The 22,558-nt window shown below is 67.6% G+C and carries 21 protein-coding genes; 15 read left to right on the top strand and 6 right to left on the bottom strand.

Features of this window, described 5'->3' with window-relative positions; genetic code table 11:
• The first annotated feature begins 44 nt into the window (after positions 1 to 44).
• The 5 genes from ACE3N9_RS00445 (at position 45) to ACE3N9_RS00425 (ending at position 7,328) form a co-directional block, all read left to right on the top strand.
• The gene (locus tag ACE3N9_RS00445) at positions 45 to 2,552 is read left to right on the top strand and encodes a TonB-dependent receptor (RefSeq protein ID WP_374279756.1); all 2,508 of its coding nucleotides are present in this window, start codon (positions 45 to 47) and stop codon (positions 2,550 to 2,552) included.
• Positions 2,553 to 2,729: 177 nt separating this feature from the next.
• Positions 2,730 to 4,394 carry a DNA repair protein RecN gene (recN, locus tag ACE3N9_RS00440; RefSeq protein WP_374279754.1) on the top strand — a complete coding sequence of 555 codons (1,665 nt, stop codon included), beginning with the start codon at positions 2,730 to 2,732 and terminating at the stop codon, positions 4,392 to 4,394.
• Positions 4,391 to 4,777 (top strand): putative quinol monooxygenase, encoded by a 387-nt coding sequence (locus ACE3N9_RS00435; RefSeq protein ID WP_374279752.1) that lies wholly within the window; start codon positions 4,391 to 4,393, stop codon positions 4,775 to 4,777. The genes recN and ACE3N9_RS00435 overlap by 4 nt, the downstream gene beginning before the upstream one ends.
• Positions 4,777 to 6,837 (top strand): NAD-dependent DNA ligase LigA, encoded by a 2,061-nt coding sequence (gene ligA / locus ACE3N9_RS00430; protein ID WP_374279750.1) that lies wholly within the window; start codon positions 4,777 to 4,779, stop codon positions 6,835 to 6,837. The genes ACE3N9_RS00435 and ligA overlap by 1 nt, the downstream gene beginning before the upstream one ends.
• Positions 6,838 to 6,842: 5 nt before the next feature.
• Positions 6,843 to 7,328, top strand: coding sequence for a CinA family protein (locus ACE3N9_RS00425; protein WP_374279748.1), 486 nt, complete (start codon positions 6,843 to 6,845; stop codon positions 7,326 to 7,328).
• Here ACE3N9_RS00425 and ACE3N9_RS00420 read toward each other — a convergent pair.
• The 4 genes from ACE3N9_RS00420 to ACE3N9_RS00405 are packed head-to-tail and all read right to left on the bottom strand — an operon-like array spanning position 7,314 to position 10,240.
• The gene (locus tag ACE3N9_RS00420) at positions 7,314 to 7,694 is read right to left on the bottom strand and encodes a PilZ domain-containing protein (RefSeq protein WP_374279746.1); all 381 of its coding nucleotides are present in this window, start codon (positions 7,692 to 7,694) and stop codon (positions 7,314 to 7,316) included. The two genes, ACE3N9_RS00425 and ACE3N9_RS00420, sit on opposite strands and share 15 nt — an antisense overlap.
• Before the next feature lie 35 nt (positions 7,695 to 7,729).
• A complete protein-coding gene (locus ACE3N9_RS00415) occupies positions 7,730 to 8,611 on the bottom strand; it encodes a DMT family transporter (RefSeq protein WP_374279744.1) in 882 nt (293 codons plus the stop codon).
• Positions 8,608 to 9,534 (bottom strand): 50S ribosomal protein L11 methyltransferase, encoded by a 927-nt coding sequence (locus ACE3N9_RS00410; RefSeq protein ID WP_374279742.1) that lies wholly within the window; start codon positions 9,532 to 9,534, stop codon positions 8,608 to 8,610. The genes ACE3N9_RS00415 and ACE3N9_RS00410 overlap by 4 nt, the downstream gene beginning before the upstream one ends.
• Positions 9,524 to 10,240 carry an SDR family NAD(P)-dependent oxidoreductase gene (locus ACE3N9_RS00405; protein WP_374279740.1) on the bottom strand — a complete coding sequence of 239 codons (717 nt, stop codon included), beginning with the start codon at positions 10,238 to 10,240 and terminating at the stop codon, positions 9,524 to 9,526. Before ACE3N9_RS00405 ends, ACE3N9_RS00410 begins: the two co-directional genes overlap by 11 nt.
• A gap of 158 nt (positions 10,241 to 10,398) precedes the next feature.
• On the opposite strand from ACE3N9_RS00405, the gene sdhC reads away from it, so the two are divergent.
• From sdhC to ACE3N9_RS00370, 7 genes are all read left to right on the top strand, one after another.
• Entirely contained in the window at positions 10,399 to 10,788 is a 390-nt protein-coding gene (gene sdhC / locus ACE3N9_RS00400) for a succinate dehydrogenase, cytochrome b556 subunit (protein WP_374279738.1), read from the top strand.
• A 13-nt stretch (positions 10,789 to 10,801) separates the two neighbouring features.
• Positions 10,802 to 11,185: a succinate dehydrogenase, hydrophobic membrane anchor protein gene (gene sdhD / locus ACE3N9_RS00395; protein ID WP_374279736.1), complete on the top strand. Its 384-nt coding sequence runs from the start codon at positions 10,802 to 10,804 to the stop codon at positions 11,183 to 11,185.
• Position 11,186: 1 nt separating this feature from the next.
• A complete protein-coding gene (gene sdhA, locus ACE3N9_RS00390; RefSeq protein ID WP_374279734.1) occupies positions 11,187 to 12,995 on the top strand; it encodes a succinate dehydrogenase flavoprotein subunit in 1,809 nt (602 codons plus the stop codon).
• 1 nt (position 12,996) lies between these two features.
• On the top strand, positions 12,997 to 13,617 hold the full coding sequence (locus tag ACE3N9_RS00385) for a hypothetical protein (RefSeq protein WP_374279731.1): 621 nt from the start codon (positions 12,997 to 12,999) through the stop codon (positions 13,615 to 13,617).
• Between the two features lie 31 nt (positions 13,618 to 13,648).
• On the top strand, positions 13,649 to 14,380 hold the full coding sequence (locus tag ACE3N9_RS00380) for an HNH endonuclease (RefSeq protein ID WP_374279729.1): 732 nt from the start codon (positions 13,649 to 13,651) through the stop codon (positions 14,378 to 14,380).
• 124 nt (positions 14,381 to 14,504) lie between these two features.
• Complete coding sequence (locus ACE3N9_RS00375; protein ID WP_374279727.1) at positions 14,505 to 14,891, top strand: BlaI/MecI/CopY family transcriptional regulator; 387 nt, start codon at positions 14,505 to 14,507, stop codon at positions 14,889 to 14,891.
• On the top strand, positions 14,888 to 16,384 hold the full coding sequence (locus ACE3N9_RS00370) for a M56 family metallopeptidase (RefSeq protein WP_374279725.1): 1,497 nt from the start codon (positions 14,888 to 14,890) through the stop codon (positions 16,382 to 16,384). Before ACE3N9_RS00375 ends, ACE3N9_RS00370 begins: the two co-directional genes overlap by 4 nt.
• Before the next feature lie 83 nt (positions 16,385 to 16,467).
• Here the strand turns inward: ACE3N9_RS00370 and ACE3N9_RS00365 are convergent, their stop codons facing one another.
• Positions 16,468 to 17,616 (bottom strand): alpha-hydroxy acid oxidase, encoded by a 1,149-nt coding sequence (locus ACE3N9_RS00365; protein ID WP_374279723.1) that lies wholly within the window; start codon positions 17,614 to 17,616, stop codon positions 16,468 to 16,470.
• 40 nt (positions 17,617 to 17,656) lie between these two features.
• Positions 17,657 to 18,565, bottom strand: coding sequence for a neutral zinc metallopeptidase (locus ACE3N9_RS00360; RefSeq protein WP_374279721.1), 909 nt, complete (start codon positions 18,563 to 18,565; stop codon positions 17,657 to 17,659).
• 88 nt (positions 18,566 to 18,653) lie between these two features.
• Here ACE3N9_RS00360 and ACE3N9_RS00355 point away from each other — a divergent pair, with 88 nt between their 5' ends.
• The 3 genes from ACE3N9_RS00355 (at position 18,654) to guaB (ending at position 22,557) form a co-directional block, all read left to right on the top strand.
• On the top strand, positions 18,654 to 19,409 hold the full coding sequence (locus tag ACE3N9_RS00355) for a 3-hydroxybutyrate dehydrogenase (protein ID WP_374279719.1): 756 nt from the start codon (positions 18,654 to 18,656) through the stop codon (positions 19,407 to 19,409).
• A gap of 138 nt (positions 19,410 to 19,547) precedes the next feature.
• Complete coding sequence (locus ACE3N9_RS00350) at positions 19,548 to 21,023, top strand: M28 family peptidase (protein WP_374279717.1); 1,476 nt, start codon at positions 19,548 to 19,550, stop codon at positions 21,021 to 21,023.
• A 76-nt stretch (positions 21,024 to 21,099) separates the two neighbouring features.
• Complete coding sequence (gene guaB, locus ACE3N9_RS00345) at positions 21,100 to 22,557, top strand: IMP dehydrogenase (RefSeq protein ID WP_374279715.1); 1,458 nt, start codon at positions 21,100 to 21,102, stop codon at positions 22,555 to 22,557.
• Position 22,558 lies beyond the last annotated feature (1 nt).

Genomic DNA, 22,558 nt, shown 5'->3' with positions numbered 1-22,558 from the left:
GACCGCCGGATGTGGCCAAACCACCTTGCCAAAGGAATTTGGACATGTTGCCGTTCGTCCGTGTTGCCCTGTTGTCTTCCGCTGCCCTGCTGGCCGTGCCAGCCCATGCGGCGCCCGATCCCTTAGCCGATCCCGCCACCGATCCCGCCGTCGCTGATGCTGCGGAGGGCGATGGCAATGCGATCGTCGTCACCGCGCGCCGCCGCGTGGAAGACGTGCAGGAAGTGCCAGTGGCCATTTCCGTCTTGTCAGCCGAAAAGATCGACGCGACGGGTGCCTTCAACATCCAGCGGGTCACCCAGCTGCAGCCGACGGTGCAGTTCTATTCGCAGAACCCGCGCAACACCTTCATCAACATTCGCGGCATCGGCGCGCCGTTCGGCCTGACCAACGACGGCTTCGAGCAGGGCGTCGGCATCTACATCGACGACGTTTATTACAACCGCATCGCCTCGGCGACGCTCGACTTTGTCGACGTCGATTCGATCGTCACGCTGCGCGGTCCGCAGGGCACGCTCTATGGCAAGAACACCACGGCGGGCGCGATCAACATCACCACCCGTGCGCCAAGCTTCGAGCTTGAGGGTAAGGCCGAGGTCTCGCTGGGCAACATCGGCTTCAAGCAGGGCAAGGCGTCGATCTCGGGGCCGCTTTCCGAAAACCTGGCCGCCCGCATCAGCGTGACCGGCACCCACCGCCGTGGCACCGTGTTCAACACCACCACCAACAGCTACATCCAGTCGCAGGACAATGTCGGGGTGCGCGGCGCGCTGCTGTGGAAGCCGAACTCGGATATCGCTGTCACCCTCAGCGGTGACTGGAACCTGCAGGACCCGATCTGCTGCGCCTTCTCCTATGGCGGCTACGGCAAGACGCAGCGCTCGCTCGCCCGGCAGTATCCGGCGCTGGTCACGGCGGCGCAGGTCCTGTTCCCGAACTTCACGCCCGCGAATGCCGGCCCGTTCACTTATACCACGGATACCGATGCCGCGCTGTCGGCCCGCAACGAGCATGGCGGCCTGTCGCTGCGCGCGGTGTGGGACGCCGATGACAGCAACACGCTGACCTCGATCACCGCCTGGCGCTATTGGGACTGGGGGCCGGCCAACGACCGCGACTACACCGGCTTCCCGGTCTATACCAAGGTCAACAACCCGACGAAGCAGAACCAGTACACGCAGGAATTCCGCTTCAACCACCAGGGCAACGGCTTCGACTTCGTCGCCGGGCTGTTCGGCTTCCACCAGCAGATCCGCACCAGCGGCATCCAGCAGACCGGCCGCGCCGCGAGCAAGTGGCTGCTTAACCCGAGCGATGCGCTCTCGAACAATCCCGACGTGCTGAACAACGTCGTCGCGATCAACGATATCCGGCTCGATAACACCAGCCTGGCCGCTTACGCCAAGCTCAACTGGGAAGTGACCGACCGGTTCGTCGTCTCGCCGGGGATCCGCGTCAATTACGACAAGAAGGATGGCCTGTACGATTCGGTGGTCACCGGCACCGCGTCGGACGGCACGCGCCAGGTGGTCTCGGCGGTGCCCGGCTCGCCCTACTACACCGATCGCTGGACTGCGGCGCAGCGGGGTATCCAGGCTTCGCAATACTACGCCCCCAAGCTCAGCGCCTGGAACCTGTCGTACGATCTCAACCTGCGGTACGAGGTGGCCGACGACGTCAACCTCTACGCAACCTACGCGCGGTCGTTCAAGACGGCGGGCATCAATCTTAACGGCGTGCCGGCGGACTCCACCGGCGCCGCGATCCCGTCGACCTTCACGATCAAGCCGGAAAAGGTCGATCACTTCGAGTCCGGCATCAAGACCCAGTTCTGGGATCGCCGCGCGACGTTCAACATCTCGGGCTTCTGGACCGAGATCGAGAACTTCCAGGCCAGCGTCAGCAACGGCCAGCTCGGCACCGTCCGCGGCTATCTCGCCAATGCCGACAAGGTCCGCAGCCGGGGTGTGGAAGCCGACCTGTCGGTCCGTCCGAGCGACCGCTTCAGCGCCTATGTCAGCGGCGCCTACACCGACGCCAGCTTCACGAAGTTCTGCGATGCGCCCCCGCCGCCGGAACTCGCGGGCGGCAGCAGCACGGGGATCGTGGTGACCGGAAAGTGCTCCTATACCGGCAAGATCGGCGCAGCCGGCCAGCCCGGCAGCGTCAGCCCGCCGTTCGTCGACGTTTCCGGCGCGGTCCTGCCCGGCGTATCGAAGTGGGCGGCTTCGTGGGGCGCCGAATACAACCTGCCAAGCGCGCTGTTCGACCAGGACGGCCAGTTCTATCTGGGTTACGACGCCAGCTACCGTTCGCGCTGGTCGTCGAACCCGTCGCCCTCGATCTACACCTGGGTTGATGGCTACGCGCTGCACAATTTCCGGGCCGGTTTCCGCACGGACAAGTTCGATGCCTTTGTCTGGGTGCGGAACGCCTTCAAGAAGGACTACATCGACCTCTACCTGTCCGGCACCGGCGGCAACACCGGCCTGATCGCGGCCTATGCGGGCGATCCGCAGACCTGGGGCGGGACGATCAAGTTCGCGTTCTAGTTCCAGTTCCAGGTCGCCCGCGGCCTCTCCACGCTGGCGACCGGGAAATACCGCCCTTTTCATTCGGGGGCGGGGCCAGGGGCGGGGCATCCTTGCGGGTGCCTCGCCCCATAGCTGTTGAATAGTGCTGCAAACGGGTGACTTTGCCGGAACGCGCGGTTAGAACACCACGCGAACATGCTGACCCGACTCTCCATCCGCAACATCGTGCTGATCGAGGCGCTTGACCTCGATTTCCGGCAGGGGCTGGGCGTGCTGACCGGGGAAACAGGGGCGGGCAAGTCGATCCTGCTCGATGCGCTGGGGCTGGTGCTGGGCAACCGCGCCGATAGCGGCCTGGTCCGCGCCGGAGAGGATCAGGCCAGCGTTACCGCCAGCTTCGAATTCGCCGCGCTGCCCGCCGGGGTGCGCGCCGTGCTGGACGCGGCAGAGCTGGACGTCGAACCGGGCGAACCGCTGATCGTCAAGCGCCGGCTCAAGGCCGATGGCGGATCGAAAGCTTTCGTCAACGACCAGCCGGTCAGTGCCGCGCTGCTGCGTGAACTGGCGCCGTTCCTGGTTGAACTGCACGGCCAGCACGACGATCGCGGGCTGGTCAATCCCAAGGGCCACCGCCTGCTGCTCGACCGCTATGCCCGCGCCGATAGCGCCGGGGTGGAAGCGGCGTGGAAGGCGTGGCGCACGGCGCAGGACGCGCTTGACCAGGCGCGCGAGGCGGTGGCCCGCGCCGGGGCGGACCGCGACCTGTTGCTGGCTCACCTGGCCGAACTGACCACGCTGGAACCGGTCGAGGGCGAGGAGGAGCAACTGGCCGAAGCCCGCGCCGCGATGCAGAAGGGCGAACGGCTGTCTGGCGACCTGGCTGAATTGCAGCACCTCTGGACCGGATCGGATTCGGCGCTGGCCACCTTGCGCGGCGCGGCCCGGCGGCTGGACCGGATCGCGGGCGAACACCCCTTGCTGGCCGAAGCGCTGGCCGCGCTCGACCGCGCGGTGATCGAGGCAAGCGAGGCCGAGGACAAGCTGGACCGCGCGGGCGAAGCGCTGGCCCATGATCCCGCCGCGCTCGACCGGATCGAGACCCGCCTGTTCGACTTGCGTGCCATGGCCCGCAAGCACCACTGCCAGGTCGATGACCTGCCCGCCCGGATGCGCGAGATGCGCGCCCAGCTTGACCTGATCGAAGGGGGCGAGGCCGGGCTGGCCGAGCTGGAAACGGCGGCCACCCGCGCGGCCGAGGATTACCGCCAGCGCGCCGCCGCGCTGTCCGCCCGGCGGACCGAAGCGGCGCTGCGGCTGGACGCGGCGGTGGCCGATGAACTCGCCCCGCTCAAGCTTGATGCCGCGCGGTTCCGCACCAGCATTCTGCGCCTGCCCGAAGAACGCTGGGGCGCGGGCGGGATCGACGGCATCGAATTCCTGATCAGCACCAACCCCGGCGCGCCCTTTGCCCCGCTGGGCAAGATCGCCAGCGGCGGCGAGCTGTCGCGCTTCATCCTCGCACTCAAGGTCGCGCTGGCCGAAGAAGGCGGCGCGGCCACCGTGATCTTCGACGAGATCGACCGCGGCGTGGGCGGGGCGGTGGCCAGCGCAATCGGCGAACGGCTGGCGCGGCTGGCGGCGGGTGGGCAATTGCTCGCCGTCACCCACAGCCCGCAGGTCGCGGCGCGCGGCGGGCAGCACTATGTCATCGCCAAGTCGAGCGAAGGGACGGTAACGCGCACTTCGGTCCATCTGCTTGACGCCGCCGGGCGGCAGGAGGAAATCGCCCGGATGCTGTCCGGCGCGGAAGTCACCGCCGAAGCGCGCGCGCAGGCGGATCGACTGCTGGAGCGGGCATGATCTACGCACGGCGCGAAGTGATCGGCGGGGCCATGGCGCTGCTGCTGTTGCAGGGATGCGGTAAACACATGGAAGAACTGGATAACGGGGCTGAGCTGTTCGGCCTGATCGGGCAGATGAAAGCCCAGCCGGGCCAGCGCGGGGCGCTGATCGATATTCTGAAGGAAGGCACCGCGCAGATGCCGGGCAACCTTGCCTACATGCTCAACGAAGACCGCGACGATCCCGACGCGCTGTGGATCGTCGAGATCTGGCAGGACGAGGCGAGCCACCATGCCAGCCTTGCGCTGCCAACCGTCAAGGCCGCGATTGCCCGGGGCCGCCCGCTGATCGCCGGGTTCGGCACCAGCGCCAGAGTTCGTCCGGTGGCGGGGACGCATTGATGCCGACTGGTCTGTCCGAAGCCGATGCCGCCAATGAACTGATGCGGCTGGCCAAGGTGATTGCGCGGCACAACCGGCTCTATCACACCGAGGATTCGCCCGAGATTTCGGACGCCGAATACGACGCGCTGGTGCGCCGCAATGCGGAGCTGGAAGCGGCGTTCCCGCACCTGGTCCGCGCCGACAGCCCCAGCCGCAAGGTCGGGCACGAGGTGGCCGCATCGCCGCTGGCCAAGGTCACCCACGAAGTGCGGATGATGAGCCTCGACAACGCCTTCAGCGACGAGGACGCGGGCGATTTCGTGGCGCGGGTGCGTCGCTTCCTGGCGCTGCCGGACGATGCTGAAGTGGCGATGACCGCCGAGGACAAGATCGACGGACTGTCCTGTTCGCTGCGCTATGAGCAAGGCCGTCTGGTCCGCGCCGCAACGCGCGGCGACGGGCAGGTGGGAGAGGACGTGACCGCCAATGTCGCGACCATTGCCGACATCCCGCAAGTGCTGCGCGGGCAAGTGCCCGACGTGTTCGAGATCCGCGGCGAAGTCTACATGGCAAAACAGGACTTTACCGCACTCAATGCTGCGCAGCATGAACGCGGCGACAAGCTGTTCGCCAACCCCCGCAACGCGGCGGCGGGATCGCTGCGGCAGAAGGACCCGGGTGTCACCGCCAGCCGCCCCTTACGCTTTTTGGCGCACGGCTGGGGCGCGGCCAGCGCGGTTCCGGCGGCAACGCAGTTCGAGATGATGCAGCGGATTGCCGACTGGGGCTTGCCGGTCTCGCCCCTGTTGGTGCGCTGCACTTCGCTGGACGACATGTTGCAGCATTATCGCAGCATCGAGCATCGCCGGGCCGACCTGCCCTATGACATCGACGGCGTGGTCTACAAGGTCGACCGGCTCGACTGGCAGGAGCGTCTCGGCTTTGTCGCCAAGGCGCCGCGCTGGGGCATGGCGCACAAATTCCCGGCGGAACGCGCCGAAACCACGCTGGAAGCCATCGACATCCAGGTCGGCCGCACCGGGAAGCTGACCCCGGTCGGACGGCTGACGCCGGTTTCGGTCGGCGGGGTGATGGTCTCCAACGTCACCTTGCACAACCGCGACGAGATTGCCCGGCTGGGTCTGCGGATCGGCGACCGCGTGGTGATCCAGCGTGCGGGCGACGTGATCCCCCAGGTGGTCGAGAACCTGACCCGCGAGACGCCGCGCGAGGACTATGCCTTTCCCGACCATTGCCCCGAATGCGCCAGCGAAGCCGTGGCCGAGGAGGGCGAGGTTGACGTGCGCTGCACCGGCGGGCTGATCTGCCCGGCGCAGCGGACCGAACGGCTCAAGCACTTCGTCAGCCGCGCCGCGCTCGACATCGAGGGGCTGGGCGAAAAGACCATCGACGAGTTCTTTGCGCTTGGCTGGCTGGAAAGCCCGGCCGACATCTTCCGGCTCAAGGCCCGCCGCGACGCGATTGTCGGGCGTGAGGGCTGGAAGGACAAGTCTGTGGACAACCTGTTGACGGCAATCGAGGCCAAGCGCGCGCCCGATGCCGCGCGGCTGCTGTTTGGCCTGGGGATCCGCCATGTCGGCGCGGTTACCGCGCGCGACCTGCTGAAGCGCTTCGTCACGCTGGAAGCGCTGCGCGATGTGGCCCAGCGCGCCCAGGCCGGGGACGCCGAGGCGCTGGCCGAACTGACCGCGATCGATGGAATCGGCCCCGCCGTGGTCGAGGCGCTGGGCGATTTCTTCCACGAGGCCCACAACAACGCCGTGTGGGACGACCTGCTGGGCGAGGTCACGCCGCCGCCCTATGTGGTCGAGACGAAGGACAGCGAAGTCGCCGGCAAGACCGTGGTGTTCACCGGCGCGCTCGAAACGATGAGCCGCGACGAGGCCAAGGCCCAGGCCGAACGGCTGGGCGCGCGCGCCGCCGGGACGGTCAGCGCCAAGACCGACCTGGTGGTGGCAGGGCCGGGCGCGGGCAGCAAGCTCAAGAAGGCGGCGGAACTGGGCATTCGGGTTATCGACGAGGCGGCCTGGGCCGAAATCGTCAAGGCAGCGGGGTAGGGCACATGCTGAACGAATTGCACCCACAGGCGGCGCGCATTGCCGAGGCGCTGAAGGCGCGGCGGGAGAAGATCGCGGTGGCCGATGGGGCGACCGGCGGGCTGATCGGTGCGGCCTTGCTGACCGTGCCGGGAGCGCTGAAATTCTATGTCGGCGGCGGGATCGTCTATTCGCTGCGGGGGCGCGAGGTGCTGTTCGGGCTGCCGGACGAAGCCTTTGCGGGGATGCGTTCGGCCACGCCCGAATATGCGCTGATGCAGGCCCGCGCGATCCGCGACAACTTTGGCGCGGACTGGGGGATTGCGGAAACCGGATCGGCCGGGGGGAGCAAGCACCCGATGGGGGTCGCCTCGGGGATCAGCTGCTGCGCGGTGGTCGGGCCGGGGGTGGAACTGACCCGCGTGACCGAAACCGCCAGCGATGACCGGATCGGCAACATGCAGCTGTTTACCCGCGCCGCGCTGGACCTGCTGGAATCAGCGTTCGCCTAGGCCCTCGCTCCAGTCGAGGGCGTGGGCATGGTTGCAGATGCGGTCGTAGACCTCGCGGTTTTCCTTGATCCACAACATGCCCTGCATGTCCTCGGGATCGAGCGGCTGGTCGAAATGCAGCCCGCATTCCAGCCCGCGCGACCAGACCACCTGGCTGAACAGCTGCAATTCGTGGAACAGCAGGATCGCGCTCTGCCGCTCGGCCACGGGCTGCTGGACCCGCAGCCGCGCCCCGGTGCGCGAGATGTCATCGATCAGGCAGGTGCGCTGCTGGTGGGTGAGCGCCAGCGATGCGGGAGCACCCAGCCGCAGCCGGTTGAAATGGCGGTTGCCGCGCCGGTGTGCCGGGATCGAGTGGAAACCCATGGCGCGCAATCTATCCGCGCCGGGTTAAGCGGGGCCTAACTGTGTTCCTGCGCCTCGGCGATCGGGGCTTTGGTGCGGCGCACGGCGACGATCAGCACGCCGCTCAAGGCCACGATTGCCCCCACGATCATCTGCGCGTCCAGCTTGTCGCCCGTGATTGCCACGCCCAGACCAATCGTGCTGAGCGGGGTGATCAAGGTCAGCGGGGCGATCAGGTTCGCCTCGTACTTGGCGATCAGCAGGTAGTAGAGCGTGTGCGCGCCGACCGAGACGACCAGCGCCGAAAACACCACCGCCGCGCCGAACTGCCAGCCGACCGCGCCGATCTGCGCCCAGTCGTGCGTTTCGAACAGGACGGTGGCCGGGGCCAGCACCAGCATGCTGGTCATGCCCACCCAGGCCTGGAAGCGCAGCGGGGCGATGTCTTCCATCTGCTTCATCAGCACCGCGCCCAGCGATCCTGCCGCGGCCGAAGCCAGCACCAGCAGCAGCCCGGCGGAAATGGCGAAGCCCGGCTTCCACACCACCACCAGCACGCCCAGCAGGGTCAGGGTGATGCCCAGCGCGCGGCGCCAGTGGATCCGTTCGCCCAGGATCACGATTGATAGCAGGGTGGTGATCGGCAGCCCGGCCTGGATCACCACGGCGGCGGCCGAAGGGCTGACGCTTTTCAGCGCGACGAACATCAGGGCAAAGCTGCCGCCGCCCATCAACAGGCCGATGGCCACGATCCGCCAGGTCGGGCGCGGCATCGGCCGCAGCCACGGCAGGGTCACCGCGGCGACGATGGCAAAGCGCACCGCGGCATAGAACAGCGGCGGCACGTGCCACATGCTGACGACCAGCTTGCTGACGATATTGTTGACCGCCCAGATCAGGCAGATTCCGACCAGCAGCAGGAAATCGCGGGGGTTCATCGCTCGCCCGCGCGGTGGCGCTTGCGGAGCCACAGGATCGACCAGTCGCCATTGACCAGCCGCGCGGCCAGCCGCAGCCCGGCGCGGCGGCAGGCGCGGCGGACCTGGGCTTCCTGCGTTTCAAGCAGTCCGGCCAGCAGCAAGTGCCCGCCCGGCACCAGGCTCTGCCCGAAATCCGGGGCCAGCCCGATCAGCGGCCCGGCGAGGATGTTGGCGATGACCAGGTCATAGGGCCCGCGCGCCTGAAGCAGCGGATGGTCCATCCCGTCAGCCACCAGCATGGTCACTTCACCCGCGCCCGCGCCCAGCGGCACCCGGTTGAGCTCGGCATTGGCGTGGACCACGTCGAGGCAGACATGGTCGATGTCGCTCGCCGTCGCCAGCGCCCGCGGCCACAGGTGCAGCGCGGCAAAGGCGAGCAGGCCGGTGCCGGTGCCGATATCGGCCAGGTTGCGCACCACCAGGCCCTGCGCCTTCATGTGGGTCAGCATGGCGAGGCACCCGGCGGTGGTGGCGTGCTGGCCGGTGCCGAAAGCCTGGCTGGCGGGAATGCAGAAGTCGCGCACGCCGGGCAGGCCCAGCGGGGCATGATGCGGATCGTGGACGTGGAACCGCCCGGCGCGGATCGGGTCCAGCCCCTGCTGGCTTTGCGTCACCCAGTCGACATCGGGCAGGCGCTCGATCTCGAGCCGCGGGGCATCGCCTGCGAACAATGCGCGGATCGCGGCCTGATCGGCCTTGGCGGGCTTGCGCGGCAGCCAGGCTTCGAGCCGCCAGTCATCCGGGCGGTCCTCGGCCACTTCGCTGCCCGAAAGGACGATCTCCGGGTCCCAGTCCCACGCGTCCTCGTGCGCGAGCAGTGCCGCTTCGATCACCGCGCGCGGGGCGTGGACGGTGACTTTCCAGCTTTCCTCAGCGGACATAGCTGGCCCCGTTGGCGTCGATCACCGTGCCGGTCATGCTTTCGGGCGCGTCGAGCGCGCAGAACGTGGCGATGGCCGCGATTTCATCGGGCGTGGCGACGCGGCCCAGCGGAATGTCGGCCAGCAGCCCCGGCCCGCCCCGGCTGGCGAGGTAATCGCCGGCCATCGCCGTATCGGTGAAGCCGGGGCAGATCGCATAGCTCATCACGCCCTTGGCCGCATACTGGCGGGCAATGGTCTTGTGCATGGCGATCATCCCGCCCTTGGCGGCGGCATAGTGCCAGTGATCGGGCGAATCGCCGCGGTAGCCGGCGCGGCTGGCGACGTGGACGATCCGGCCCGTGGCTTCGCGTTCCAGCCAGTGCCTGACTGCAAAGCGCGACAGTTCGGCCGCGGCGGTCAGGTTGATGCGCAGCGTGTCTTCCCAGTTGTCGAGCCATTCGATGTCCGACAAGCCAATGGGATTGGGCGAGAACAGCCCGGCATTGTTGACCAGCAGGTCGATCCGTCCGCCGGCGCGGTGCAGCGCTTCTTCCCAGATCCGCGCCGGGGCGGTGGGGTCGGTCAGGTCGGCACCGATGGTCTGTTCGTCCACCGCGCGGCTGGCATGGCCGATCACCCTGACGCCGCGTGCGCGCAGCTGCGAAGCGATGGCGGCGCCGATCCCGCGCGAGGATCCGGTGACAAGGGCAACGGGCTGGGTCATGGCCCTGCCTTTGGCGCAGGGCGCGCGCGCGGGCAAGCGGGCCAAGTGCATTTGCGGTCAAATTGTCCCTTGTGGCCGCTTGCAAGGCCCCGCGTTTTCAGTAAGGGGACTTGGCAAGGGGCATTCGCACCCGCAACCAAACGAAAGGGAAGTGCCGCATGGCCGGAGCGAAAAACCGTCCGCTTTCGCCGCATCTGCAGATCTGGCGCTGGGGTCCGGCGATGCTGGTCTCGATCCTGCACCGCGTTACGGGCAATGGCCTGGCGCTGGTCGGGCTGGGTGTGCTGCTGTGGTGGCTTGGGGCGCTCGCCGGGGGCGAGGCCAGCTATCTCACCTTCACCCGCCACATGGGCGAATGGTACGGGCAGGTCGTGCTGATCGGCCTGACCTGGGCCTTCTTCAACCACATGATGAGCGGCCTGCGCCACTTCGTGCTGGATATCGGCGCGGGTTTCGAACTGAACAGCAACGCGTTCTGGTCGGTGGCCGCGCCGCTGGTCGCGATCGCGCTGACCGTGGCCGTCTGGGCCACGATCCTGCTGCGCTGAGGGAGACGACAAGATGGGTAACGGAACTTCCATCGGCCGCGTCCGCGCGCTGGGTTCGGCGCATTCGGGTACGCATCACTGGCTGGTGCAGCGCTATACCGCCGTGGGCAACCTGGTGCTGTCGCTGTGGCTGGTCTTCTCGCTGCTGGGCCTGCACGCCTACGATTTCGCCACGGTGCGCGAATGGGCGGCCCAGCCGGTCCCCGCGACCTGCCTGGTGCTGTTCGTGATCTCGACCTTCTGGCACGCCCGTCTGGGCCTGCAGGTGGTGGTCGAAGACTATCTGCACGAGGAAGCCAACAAGGTCGGCGCGATGATCGCGCTCAACCTCGTCACTGTCGCCGGGGCCGTGTTCGGCCTGCTGAGCGTCGTCCGCATCGCGCTGGGAGCCCATTGAGATGAACGCGCCCGCTTACAAGATCATCGACCACACCTATGACACCGTGGTTGTCGGGGCCGGCGGCTCGGGCCTGCGCGCCACGATGGGCAGCGCCGAGGCTGGCCTCAAGACCGCCTGCATCACCAAGGTGTTCCCGACCCGCAGCCACACCGTGGCCGCGCAGGGCGGCATCGCCGCCAGCCTCAAGAACAACACGCCCGATCACTGGACCTGGCACATGTACGACACCGTCAAGGGGTCGGACTGGCTGGGCGATCAGGACGCGATCGAATACCTCGTTCGCGAAGCGCCCCAGGCGATCCTTGAGCTGGAACACGCCGGGATGCCGTTCAGCCGCAACGACGATGGCACGATCTATCAGCGTCCGTTCGGCGGCCACATGCAGAACATGGGCGAAGGCCCGCCGGTGCAGCGCACCTGCGCCGCGGCGGACCGCACCGGCCACGCGCTGCTCCACACGCTCTACCAGCAGAGCCTGAAGTACGACGCGGACTTCTTCATCGAATACTTCGCGATCGACCTGATCATGGAAGATGGCCAGTGCCGCGGCGTGATCGCCATGTGCATGGACGATGGTTCGATCCACCGCTTCAAGAGCCATGCCGTGGTGCTTGCCACCGGCGGCTATGGTCGCAGCTATTACACCTGCACTTCGGCCCACACCTGCACCGGCGACGGTGGCGGGATGGTGCTGCGCGCCGGCCTGCCGCTGCAGGACATGGAATTCGTGCAGTTCCACCCCACCGGGATCTACGGCGCGGGCGTGCTGATCACCGAAGGCGCGCGCGGCGAGGGCGGCTACCTCACCAACTCCGAAGGTGAGCGCTTCATGGAGCGCTATGCTCCTTCGGCCAAGGACCTTGCCAGCCGTGACGTCGTGTCGCGCTCGATGGCGATGGAAATCCGCGAAGGGCGCGGCGTCGGCGCGCACAAGGACCACATCTTCCTGCACCTCGATCACATCGATCCCAAGGTGCTGGGGCAGCGCCTGCCGGGGATCACCGAAAGCGGCAAGATCTTTGCCGGTGTCGACCTGACCCGCCAGCCGCTGCCGGTGGTGCCGACGGTCCACTACAACATGGGCGGCATCCCGACCAACTATCACGGCGAAGTGATGACCATCGGTGCCGACGGCAACCCCGAAACGGTCGTCCCCGGCCTGTTCGCGGTCGGCGAAGCGGCCTGCGTTTCGGTCCACGGCGCCAACCGCCTCGGTTCGAACTCGCTGACCGACCTCGTGGTGTTCGGCCGCGCGGCGGGGCTGCGGCTCAAGGAACTGGTCAAGCCGGGCACCGCGCACAACGAGTTGCCCAAGGACAGCGCCGACCTGGCGCTGACCCGCCTCGATCACTTCCGCCATGCCAAGGGCGGTTCGCCCACTGCCGAAGTGCGCACCGCGATGCAGCGCACGATGAGCCAGCACGCTGCCGTGTTCCGCACGGACGAGCTGATGGCCGAAGGCAAGGTCAAGCTGGCTGAAACCTACAAGCAGATGCAGGACATCCACGTGTCCGACCGTTCGCTGATCTGGAACAGCGACCTGATCGAGACGCTGGAACTGGACAACCTGATCAGCCAGGCCAGCGTTACCCTGCACGGCGCGCACAACCGCAAGGAAAGCCGCGGCGCCCACGCGCACGAGGATTTCCCCGATCGCAACGACGCCGAATGGATGAAGCACACTGCTGCCTGGTTCAACGGCTGGGGCGGCCAGGGCGGCGACGTGCGGATCGACTATCGTCCGGTCCACGAATTCACGCTGACCGACGACGTCGAGTACATCAAGCCCAAGAAGCGGGTGTACTGACTTGGCAATCGGGGCCGCACTGCTGTTCGCCGCGATGGCGACCGGTGGTGCGGCCCCGGCGGCAACCGCGGACGAGGTGATCGCCCGGACCCGCACGACCAGCGCGACCTACAGCGCCTATTTCTGGAACGTCATCACTTTCCCGGATGGCGAGACCATCGCGGAATGGTCGGCCGAATTCCACAAGGGCCGGTTGCACCGCGTGGAAACCCCGCGCGACCGGATCGTGGCCAATTGCGCCGATGGCACCGGAACCCATTTCAACCTGATGACCGGCGAACTGCGCCGCGGCCCCGAAGTGGCGCGCTCCGCCTGCGGGATCGATGCGAACGGCGCGGTCCTGTCCGCCGAAGTGACCGGACAGGTCCCGCACCGCTTCGCCGCGCCGGGCATGGCCACGGCGCTGCGGCTGGTGGGCGCCGAAACGGTGCGCACCTACACGGTCAGCCCCGACGGCGTGCTGCTGACCTTCGGCGTTGACCCGCTCGGCGCCGGCCCGCGCCTGACCGGCGCGATTGTCGCACTGCAGGATACGGTGGACGACGACCTGTTCAGCGAGGAATCGTTGGAGCAAAGCGCCGTGCCGCCGGAATATCAGGCCGAGCCGAAACCCGGGGCCTGACCCATCCTGTTGCGATCGGTTGGAGTGAACCGTGGCGATCATCACCGACGAACAAGTGTCTGCCGCCTTCTCGACCGGAATGGACTGGCTGGCGGACAAGCTGACCCGGCAGGAAGCGATCGAACTGCTGGCCGGACAGCACGCTATCAACCCGGTTTCGGCCGGCGACCTGCTGCAAGTGCTGAAGGCCATGCTCGACGGGCAGCGCTTCACCCGTTCGATCAGCGCCCCGGCAGCGGACATCTATCTGGCTGGGATTCTTGAGGCCGCCGGGCCGACCGCGCTGGCCAAGGCGGTGTCTGCCCTCGACCAGCACCTCGCCTATTACGAGAGCATTCGCCCGGTAACCCTGCACAAGCTCAGGGCGGTGCGGGACAAGTGGCTGGCCGCGTTGCCGGATGCGCCGCCACTCGGGCTGGATGACCTGTCAGCCGCCTTCGAACAGGAGGTCGCCGCCTTGATCGTTGCGCCAGCCGCCAAGCGTCGGGCGCTTCTGCCGCAGCCCGGCACCAAACCGAAGGTCAGCGTGGCGCAGGTCAAGGTCTATCAACGCAGCGCCGCAGTAGTGGCCGAAGTGCTGCTGCGCGCGGCGGGAAACTGCGAATCCTGCCGCAATCCGGCGCCGTTTCGCCGGGCCAGCGATGGTTCGCCCTATCTGGAAGTGCACCATGTCGTGCAACTGGCGCATGGGGGCGCGGATACCCCGGACAATGCCATTGCCGTCTGTCCGAACTGCCATCGGCGGCATCATCACGGCGGTTAGTCCGCTGGCCTGAGTGCCGTTCATCCTGCTCCCAGTGACGCTGGTCGATGGCCTGCTTGCGTTCATCGGCGCTTCATGTTTACATCCGTAGTCGATTACAGGTGTAGGCATTAGAGGTGCAGTCATGGCCGCAGAGCCGCAGGGTGGGGAACGGATTACCGATGCCGAGCAGGCGGTGATGGAGGCGCTGTGGCAGCGCAGCCCGCTGACCGCAAACGAGGTGGCCGACATGGTCGCCCCGGCGCGGGGGTGGAGCCTGCCTACCGTCAAGACGCTGCTGTCGCGCCTGGTGACCAAGCAGGCCGTGGCGACCGAGCCGCAGGGCAAGCGCTTCCTCTATCGCCCGCTGATCGCGCGGGCCGACTATGCCACCGGCGAATCGCGGCGGCTGGTCGACCGGCTGTTCGGCGGCAGCGCCGCCGGGCTGTTCGCCCATCTGGCGGAACGCGAAGCGCTGAGCGACCGTGACCTGTCGGAAATCGAGCGCCTGCTCAAGGAACTGCGCAAGTGAGCTGGCTGGTCGATACCCTGCTGGCCACTGGCGCGCTGATCGCCCTGGTGCTGGTGCTGCGCCGCCCGGTGGCGCGGCTGTTCGGTGCAGGGCTGGCCTATGCGCTGTGGGCGCTGCCCTTGCTGCGCCTGATCCTGCCGCCGCTGGTGCTGCCAGCGCAGGGCGAGTCGCAGCTGGCCGCCGCGCCTGTGCTCACCGATCTGCCGGTGACCGTCCTGGCCGAGGCCGCGCCTGCAGGGCCAGACTGGAACGCGTTGCTGCTGGCCGTGTGGCTGGCCGGGGCGATGGCTTTCGCGCTGTGGCGGCTGTGGGGTTATGCCGCGATGCGCCGCCTGCTGCTGGGCGGGGCCGTGCCGGTCGGGCAGGTGGGCGATGTCCGCCTGGTCGAAAGCCCGGCGACGCAGGCCCCGGTGGCCTTCGGTGTGCGCGACAAGGTGGTTGCGCTGCCGCTGGGTTTCATGGACCGGCCGGACCGGGTGGGCCGGGATCTGGCCATCGCGCACGAGCTGGAACACCACGCTGCGCGCGACCTTGCCGTCAATCTCGCCATGCAGCCCTTGCTGGCGCTGCACTGGTTCAATCCGCTGGCCTGGCTGGGTTGGCGCGCGCTGCGCCGCGATCAGGAGGCGGCCTGCGACGCCCGGGTCATGGCCGGTGCCACCCCTCAGCTGCGCGCCGCCTATGGCCAGCTGATCGCCGCATTCGCTCAATCACCCCGCCTTGCGCTTGCCGCCCCGATGGCCTGTCCGGTCCTGGGGGAAGCCAGCGTGATCCACCGTTTGAGGAGCCTGACCATGTCAGACCACAGTCCGCGCCGCCGCCAGGCGGGCCGCGCCCTGATTGCCAGCGCCGTGCTGGCTCTGCCGCTGACCGCCTCGCTGTCCTACGCTGCCGCCGATGACCTGCCGCAGCCCCCTGCGGCCCGGACGCCGCCCGCCGCGCCGCTCGCCCCGGCAGCGGGCAAGCAGCACCGCATCGTCATTGTCGAAAAGCAGGGCGGGGCATGGACCGACGAAGCCAGGCTCAAGACCCGCGTGATCGAGCGCGGCGGCAAGACCGTGGTGTTCAAGACCGACAAGGCCCTGACCGATGCCGAGATCGAGCAGAAGATCGACCTGGCCCTGCGCACGCTCCCCGAACCGCCCGCGCCCCCGCAGCCGCCCGAAGCGCCCGAGCCGCCCGCCGCACCCGAAGGTCCCGGCAAGCTGCGCCGGATCGCGATTTACGACGGCGCTGGCGGCAGCAAGATGATCGACTTGCCTGACGCGGCCCAGATCTCGGCCCAGGTCCAGGCCGAGGTGCGGCGCGGGCTGGCCGAAGCGCGGCGCGGGATGGCCGAAGCGAAGGCTGGCCGGGCCGAAGCCCTGGCCGCCATCCGGAGCGCGCGCGATGAGGTTGCCAATGATGACAGCGTGCCCGCCGACATCCGCAAGCGCGTGGTCCAGCAGCTTGACCGCGAGATCGAACGGCTTTCCAGCCAGGGCCAAAGCTAGCCCCTTGATCCCCTGAACTGGAAGCGGCGGCGGGCAGGTGTTGAGCGATACTGTCCGCCGCCGTCCTTGCGCCCGCGCCGCGTTCAGCGCCAGCGCAGCCGGTCGCTCGTCAGTTCGGCCACGTTGTGGACACCCATCAGCTTCATGCCGCGCTCGATCTCGTCCTTCAGGATGGCGATGGCGCGTTCCACCCCGTCCTGCCCGGCCGCGGCGAGGGCATAGAGGTAAAGCCGCCCGCCCGACGCCGCCGTGGCCCCGGCGCACAGGCTTTTCAGCGCGTGGGTGCCGCGCCGCACCCCGCCATCGCAGATGATTTCGATCTGTCCGCCCACCGCATCGACGATTTCGCGCAGCTGGTCGAACGGGGCGCGGCTGCCGTCGAGCTGGCGGCCGCCGTGGTTGGAAATCATGATCGCATCCGCGCCGATTTCCACCGCGCGGCGGGCATCGGCCACGCTCATCACGCCTTTCAGGCAGAACTTGCCGCCCCAGTCCTCGCGCAGCTGGTCGGCCATCTTCCAGTCGAGTGTCTGGTCGAGCATGGTGTTGAAATAGCCCGCGATCGACACAGCCTCGCCGGTCCCTTCCTGCACGTGGGTATCGAGGTTGGGCAGGGCGAACTTTTCGCGCAGCAGGTAATCGAGGCCCCACCGGGGCTTCATCGCATAAGACAGGAACGAGCTCGGCGTGAACTTCGGCGGCGAGGTAAAGCCGCTGCGGGCGCAGCGTTCGCGTTTGCCCGCGACGATAGTGTCCACCGTCAGCGCGATGGCATCGAATTTCGCCGCCTGGCAGCGCTCGATCATGCTGCGGTTCAGGCCCCGGTCCTTGTGATAGTAGAACTGGAACAGCTTGGGGGTGGAGATCATCGCGCCGATCTCCTCGATGCTGACGGTCGCCAGGCTGGAAATGCCGCACCACAGCCCGAACTTTTCCGCCGCGCGGGCCACTGCGCGTTCGCCCTGCCAGTGGAACACGCGTTGCAGCGCGGTGGGCGACAGCATCAGCGGCAGCGCGCTTGGCCGGCCCATGATCGTGCAGCTGGTGTCGATTTCCGCCACCCCGGCCAGCACGTCCGGCACCAGGTCGGCGCTGGCATAGGCGGCGGTGTTACGGGCCTTGGTCGCCTCGTCGTCGGCTGCGCCGTCGATATAGTCGAACACCGGCCAGGGCAGGCGCTGCTTGGCGAGGAGGCGGAAGTCGTCGATGTTGTGGCAGTCGGTCAGGCGCATGGCCATGGGGTTACACCAGCGACCGGCCGGCCGCCAGCGTTCAGGACCGCCGCCGGATGTCGGCAAAGGTGTCGCAGGCGTCCTCGTTGCCGGTCTCGAGCCCCTTGCGCAGCCAGGACATGCGCTGCTCGCTGCTGCCGTGGGTGAACGAGGCTTCGACCGGGCGGCGGCCCGCAGCCTTCATCAGCGTGTCATCGCCGATCGCATGGGCGGCGTTCAGCCCGCTTTCCATGTCGCCGGGTTCCAGCCGGTCGCGGTTGCGGGCGGCCCAGACCCCGGCATAGCAATCTGCCTGCAATTCCAGCCGCACCGACAGCTGGTTGGCGGCGCGCGGGTTCTGCTGTTGCAGCGAATGGACCTGGTCGGACATGCCCAGCAGGTTCTGGATATGGTGGCCGTATTCGTGCGCGATCACGTAATCGCGGGCGAACTGGCCGGTGGCGCCAAGCTGCTGGTCCATCTGCTGGAAGAAATCGGTGTCGAGGTAGATCCCCCGGTCGCTGGGGCAATAGAACGGCCCCATCGCGCTTTGCGCCGAACCGCAGCCGGAACTGCCGGCCTGCGAATAGAACACCAGCTTGGGCCGCTGGAATTCGATCCTGGCCTGCTGGAACAAGGGCTGCCAGGTCTTGTTGAGCGAGGACAGCGCATTGCAGCTTTCGCGGCTGGCGGCATCGACCGAGCAGCTTTCCACCGCGCCCGAAGCACCTGAGGCGGCAGAGCGGCCCGTGCCCGGCTCGCCCGGCAATTGCGGGGCATCGCCGGTCTGGCTCAGGCCGCCGAGCATCTGGCTGGGATCGACCCCGAACACCACCGCCGCGATCAGCGCAATCACCAGGGTGCCGCAGCCGACCTGCCGCCCGCGCCCCAGTTGGAAACCGCCGCGGCTGCCCCCGCCGCGCTGATCTTCGACATCGATGGCATTGGGATCAAAATCGTCCAGACGCATGCGGCAACCCTCCGTGTCCGCTGGACAAGTGGTCAGCCAGCGGCAATGGCCTGACTATAGCCAAATCCTCAAACTGTTGGAGTCGGGAATGTTTCTTTCGGGCAAGCGGGCGCTGGTCACGGGTTCCACTTCGGGTATCGGCCTGGCAATTGCCCAGGCGCTGCGGGCCGAAGGGGCCGAGATCGTGCTGTCCGGGTTTGGCGACGGTGACACCATCGCGCGGCTGTGCGACGAATTGCAGGCCGTGCACGTGCCTGCCGACCTGTCGCGCCGCGACGGGGTGGAAGCGCTGATGGCCGGGGCCGGGCCGATCGACGTGCTGGTCAACAATGCGGGCATGCAGCACGTTGCCCCGGTCGAGGAATTCCCGGTCGACAAGTGGGACATGATCATCGCGCTCAACCTGACGGCGGCCTTCGATGCCTGCCGCCTGGCGATCCCGCACATGAAGGCGGCGGGCTGGGGACGGATCATCAACACCGCCAGCGCGCATTCGCTCACCGCCTCGCCCTACAAGGCGGCCTATGTCTCGGCCAAGCATGGCCTGTCCGGGCTGACCAAGACGCTGGCGTTGGAACTGGCGACGTTCAATATCACCGCCAACTGCATCAGCCCGGGCTATGTCTGGACGCCGCTGGTGGAAAACCAGATCCCCGATACGATGGCGGCGCGCGGGATGACCCGTGAACAGGTGATCCAGGACGTGCTGCTGACCCGCCAGCCGACCAAGAAGTTCGTCCAGCCCAGCGATGTTGCTGAAATGGCGGTATTTCTGTGCCGCGATGCGGCGGCGAACATCACCGGCACCAACATCAGCATGGATGGCGGCTGGACCGCCGAATAGGCATGCCGGAGCGGCCGGGCAGGTGAGTGTAACTTTCCTGCCACCCCCGCGCCTTAACTCGCACCGCTGGTCGCAAAGCCGCTTGTCGCGGGCCCGGCTTGCTGTAGTCATGCCGGGATGAGCCGTGCGGGGAGATCGATGAACCGATGCCTGTTGCTGCTCGCAGCGGCAGCGCTGGCCGTTGGTCCCGCCCAGGCCGCGAAAAAGCCCAGCAAGGCCGACCAGGCGCTTAAAGCGCAGCTCCTCGAACATATCCAGGAATTGGCCAGCGACGCCTATGAAGGGCGCGAACCGGGGACCGAGGGCGAGGCGAAGACGCTGCGCTACATCGGCAAGGAATGGTTTGAAATCGGGCTGGAATCCGGCACCAACAACCCGCGTCACAGCTGGTTTGCGCCGGTTACCCTGATCGCGCGCGAACCCGATGGCAGCCGCGCCGCCTTCACCCGCAAGGGGCGGCGGGTCTATGTTGCGCCGGGCGCGGTCCAGGCCTTCACTTCGGGCAAGCGCAGCCTGATCGAAAATGCGCCGGTGCTGTTCGTCGGCGCGGCGCGGGCCATGCCGACCCGGGCCGAACTGGCCGGGCGGGTGGCCTTGCTGCTCGACGGCGGGCAGGACGGCAGCGAACGGCAGAACGCCCTGCTGCGCGCAGGCGCTTCGGCCGTGCTGACCGTGCTGGACGGCGAACGCACGCTGGACAATGTCATCGCCCGGCGCGGCCGTTCGGGTTATGCCCTGGCCAGTGACGAGCTGGGCGGCGATCTGGAAGCCTTCATCACGCGCGAGGGGCTGAACGGCGTGCTGGCGGGCACCGGTCAGTCGGTCGATACGCTCCAGGCCGCCAGCAATGCGGCGGATTTCGCCCCGCGCCCGCTCGATCTGGCCGTATCGCTTGAGGCGACCACCCGGGAAACGCGGATCAACACCCACAACGTGATCGGCAAGCTGGCGGGCCGTCGCAGCGATGCGGGCGCGGTGCTGCTGCTGTCGCACTGGGACCACTTCGGCATCTGCGCCGAACCGCCGGTGGAACACCTGATCTGCAACGGCGCGATCGACAATGCCAGCGGCGTTGCCGTGCTGACCGAAGTGGCGCGCAAGCTGTCGGCCCTGCCGGCGCTGGACCGGGACGTTTATTTCGTGGCGACCACGGGCGAGGAACTGGGGCTGCTGGGCGCCCACGCCTTTGCCGAAAACCCGCCGCTGCCGCTCAAGCAGATCGTCGCCGCGTTCAATATCGACACTGTCGCCATTGCCCCCGCCGGATCGCCCTTTGCCATTGTCGGCAAGGGGATGACCCCGCTGGACGCCGGGATCGCCGCCGTGGCCAAGGCGCAGAAGAAGAAGCTGGTCGATGGCCTGGCGGCCAATGCCTATGTCCGCCGCCAGGATGGCTGGGCGCTGCTCCAGCACGATGTGCCCACCGTGCTGGTCTCGACCGCCTGGTCGGACGTGCCGCGCATGGAACGCTTCATGGAAACCGACTATCACCGCCCGGCCGATGTGCTGAAGCCGACGATCGAGCTGGGCGGGGCGGTGGACGACGTCAATTTCCTCGTCGCGCTGGCCCGTCATTTCGCCGATGTGAAGAAGGTTCCCACAGCCGCAAAATAGCCCCCTAGCGGTAGCGCGCCGGTGCGTTTACATGGGCCGCCACGAATCGACCCGCGCAAAAGGCATAGTGGCACCCATGGACATCCCCCTCGGCTTGACCTTCGACGACGTTCTGCTGCGTCCGGCGGAGTCCGAAATCCTGCCTTCGATGGCGGACACCCGCACCCGGCTGACGCGCGACATCGCGCTGAACATCCCGGTGATCTCGTCGGCGATGGATACCGTGACCGAAGCCGACATGGCGATCGTCATGGCCCAGCTGGGCGGGATCGGCGTGCTCCACCGCAACCTGACGGTCGAGGAACAGGTCGCCGCGGTGCGCGCGGTCAAGCGGTTTGAAAGCGGCATGGTGGTCAATCCGATCACCATCACGCCCGATGCCACGCTGGGCGATGCGCGCTCGCTGATGGAAATCAACCGGATCAGCGGCATTCCCGTGGTCGAGGACGGCGGCAAGCTGGTCGGCATCCTGACCAACCGCGACGTCCGCTTTGCCGACAACCCGGCCCAGCCGGTGCGCGAGCTGATGACGCACGAAAACCTTGCCACGGTGCGCGCGGGCGTCAGCCAGGACGAGGCGCGCCGCCTGCTGCACCAGCGCCGGATCGAAAAGCTGCTGGTGGTGGACGATGCGTTCCACTGCGTCGGCCTGATCACGGTCAAGGACATCGAAAAGGCCGTCACCTATCCCGAAGCGACCAAGGACCAGGCCGGGCGCTTGCGCGTGGCCGCGGCGACCACCGTGGGCGAAAAGGGCTTCGAACGGACCGAGGCGCTGCTGGCGGCGGAATGCGACGTGGTGATCATCGACACCGCGCATGGCCACAACAAGGACGTTGCCCGTTCGGTCGAACGGGTCAAGAAGCTGTCCAATTCCGCCCAGGTGATCGCCGGCAACGTCGCCACCTATGAAGCGACCCGCGCGCTGATCGATGCCGGGGCCGATGCGGTCAAAGTCGGGATCGGGCCGGGTTCGATCTGCACCACCCGCGTCGTCGCGGGCGTTGGCGTGCCGCAGCTGACCGCGATCATGGACGCGGCCCGCGCCGCGCGCGATGCGGGCGTGCCGATCATCGCCGATGGCGGCCTGCGCACCAGCGGCGATGCGGCCAAGGCGCTGGCGGCGGGCGCGAACACGATCATGGTCGGCTCGCTGCTGGCCGGCACCGCCGAAGCGCCGGGCGAAACCTTCCTGTACCAGGGCCGCGCCTACAAGAGCTATCGCGGCATGGGTTCGGTCGGGGCGATGGCGCGCGGCAGCGCGGACCGCTATTTCCAGCAGGACATCAAGGACCAGATGAAGCTGGTCCCCGAAGGGATCGAAGGCCAGGTGCCTTACAAGGGCCCGGCAAAGGATGTGATCCACCAGCTGGTTGGTGGGATCAAGGCGGCGATGGGCTATACCGGCAGCGCCACGATCGAAGACCTGCGCACCAAGGCGCAGTTCGTCCAGATCACCAATGCCGGCCTCAAGGAAAGCCACGTCCACGACGTGACCATCACCCGCGAGGCGCCGAACTACCCGACGCGCTGAG

This window comes from Novosphingobium sp., from assembly GCF_041905565.1.
Lineage (GTDB): Bacteria > Pseudomonadota > Alphaproteobacteria > Sphingomonadales > Sphingomonadaceae > Novosphingobium.
Note: the sequence above shows the minus strand (reverse complement) of the source record. Positions and strands in the feature narration are given on the sequence as shown.

Bases quoted from the DNA above. Each gene is read 5' to 3' on its own strand.
- recN (WP_374279754.1), top strand. From the start codon at position 2,730: ATGCTGACCCGACTCTCCATCCGCAACATCGTGCTGATCGAGGCGCTT.
- ligA (WP_374279750.1), top strand. From the start codon at position 4,777: ATGCCGACTGGTCTGTCCGAAGCCGATGCCGCCAATGAACTGATGCGG.
- ACE3N9_RS00420 (WP_374279746.1), bottom strand. From the start codon at position 7,694: ATGGGTTTCCACTCGATCCCGGCACACCGGCGCGGCAACCGCCATTTC.
- ACE3N9_RS00405 (WP_374279740.1), bottom strand. From the start codon at position 10,240: ATGACCCAGCCCGTTGCCCTTGTCACCGGATCCTCGCGCGGGATCGGC.
- sdhA (WP_374279734.1), top strand. From the start codon at position 11,187: ATGAACGCGCCCGCTTACAAGATCATCGACCACACCTATGACACCGTG.
- ACE3N9_RS00350 (WP_374279717.1), top strand. From the start codon at position 19,548: ATGAACCGATGCCTGTTGCTGCTCGCAGCGGCAGCGCTGGCCGTTGGT.
- ACE3N9_RS00425 (WP_374279748.1), top strand. From the start codon at position 6,843: ATGCTGAACGAATTGCACCCACAGGCGGCGCGCATTGCCGAGGCGCTG.
- guaB (WP_374279715.1), top strand. From the start codon at position 21,100: ATGGACATCCCCCTCGGCTTGACCTTCGACGACGTTCTGCTGCGTCCG.
- ACE3N9_RS00355 (WP_374279719.1), top strand. From the start codon at position 18,654: ATGTTTCTTTCGGGCAAGCGGGCGCTGGTCACGGGTTCCACTTCGGGT.
- ACE3N9_RS00415 (WP_374279744.1), bottom strand. From the start codon at position 8,611: ATGAACCCCCGCGATTTCCTGCTGCTGGTCGGAATCTGCCTGATCTGG.
- ACE3N9_RS00360 (WP_374279721.1), bottom strand. From the start codon at position 18,565: ATGCGTCTGGACGATTTTGATCCCAATGCCATCGATGTCGAAGATCAG.
- ACE3N9_RS00375 (WP_374279727.1), top strand. From the start codon at position 14,505: ATGGCCGCAGAGCCGCAGGGTGGGGAACGGATTACCGATGCCGAGCAG.
- ACE3N9_RS00435 (WP_374279752.1), top strand. From the start codon at position 4,391: ATGATCTACGCACGGCGCGAAGTGATCGGCGGGGCCATGGCGCTGCTG.
- ACE3N9_RS00445 (WP_374279756.1), top strand. From the start codon at position 45: ATGTTGCCGTTCGTCCGTGTTGCCCTGTTGTCTTCCGCTGCCCTGCTG.
- sdhD (WP_374279736.1), top strand. From the start codon at position 10,802: ATGGGTAACGGAACTTCCATCGGCCGCGTCCGCGCGCTGGGTTCGGCG.
- ACE3N9_RS00410 (WP_374279742.1), bottom strand. From the start codon at position 9,534: ATGTCCGCTGAGGAAAGCTGGAAAGTCACCGTCCACGCCCCGCGCGCG.
- sdhC (WP_374279738.1), top strand. From the start codon at position 10,399: ATGGCCGGAGCGAAAAACCGTCCGCTTTCGCCGCATCTGCAGATCTGG.
- ACE3N9_RS00365 (WP_374279723.1), bottom strand. From the start codon at position 17,616: ATGCGCCTGACCGACTGCCACAACATCGACGACTTCCGCCTCCTCGCC.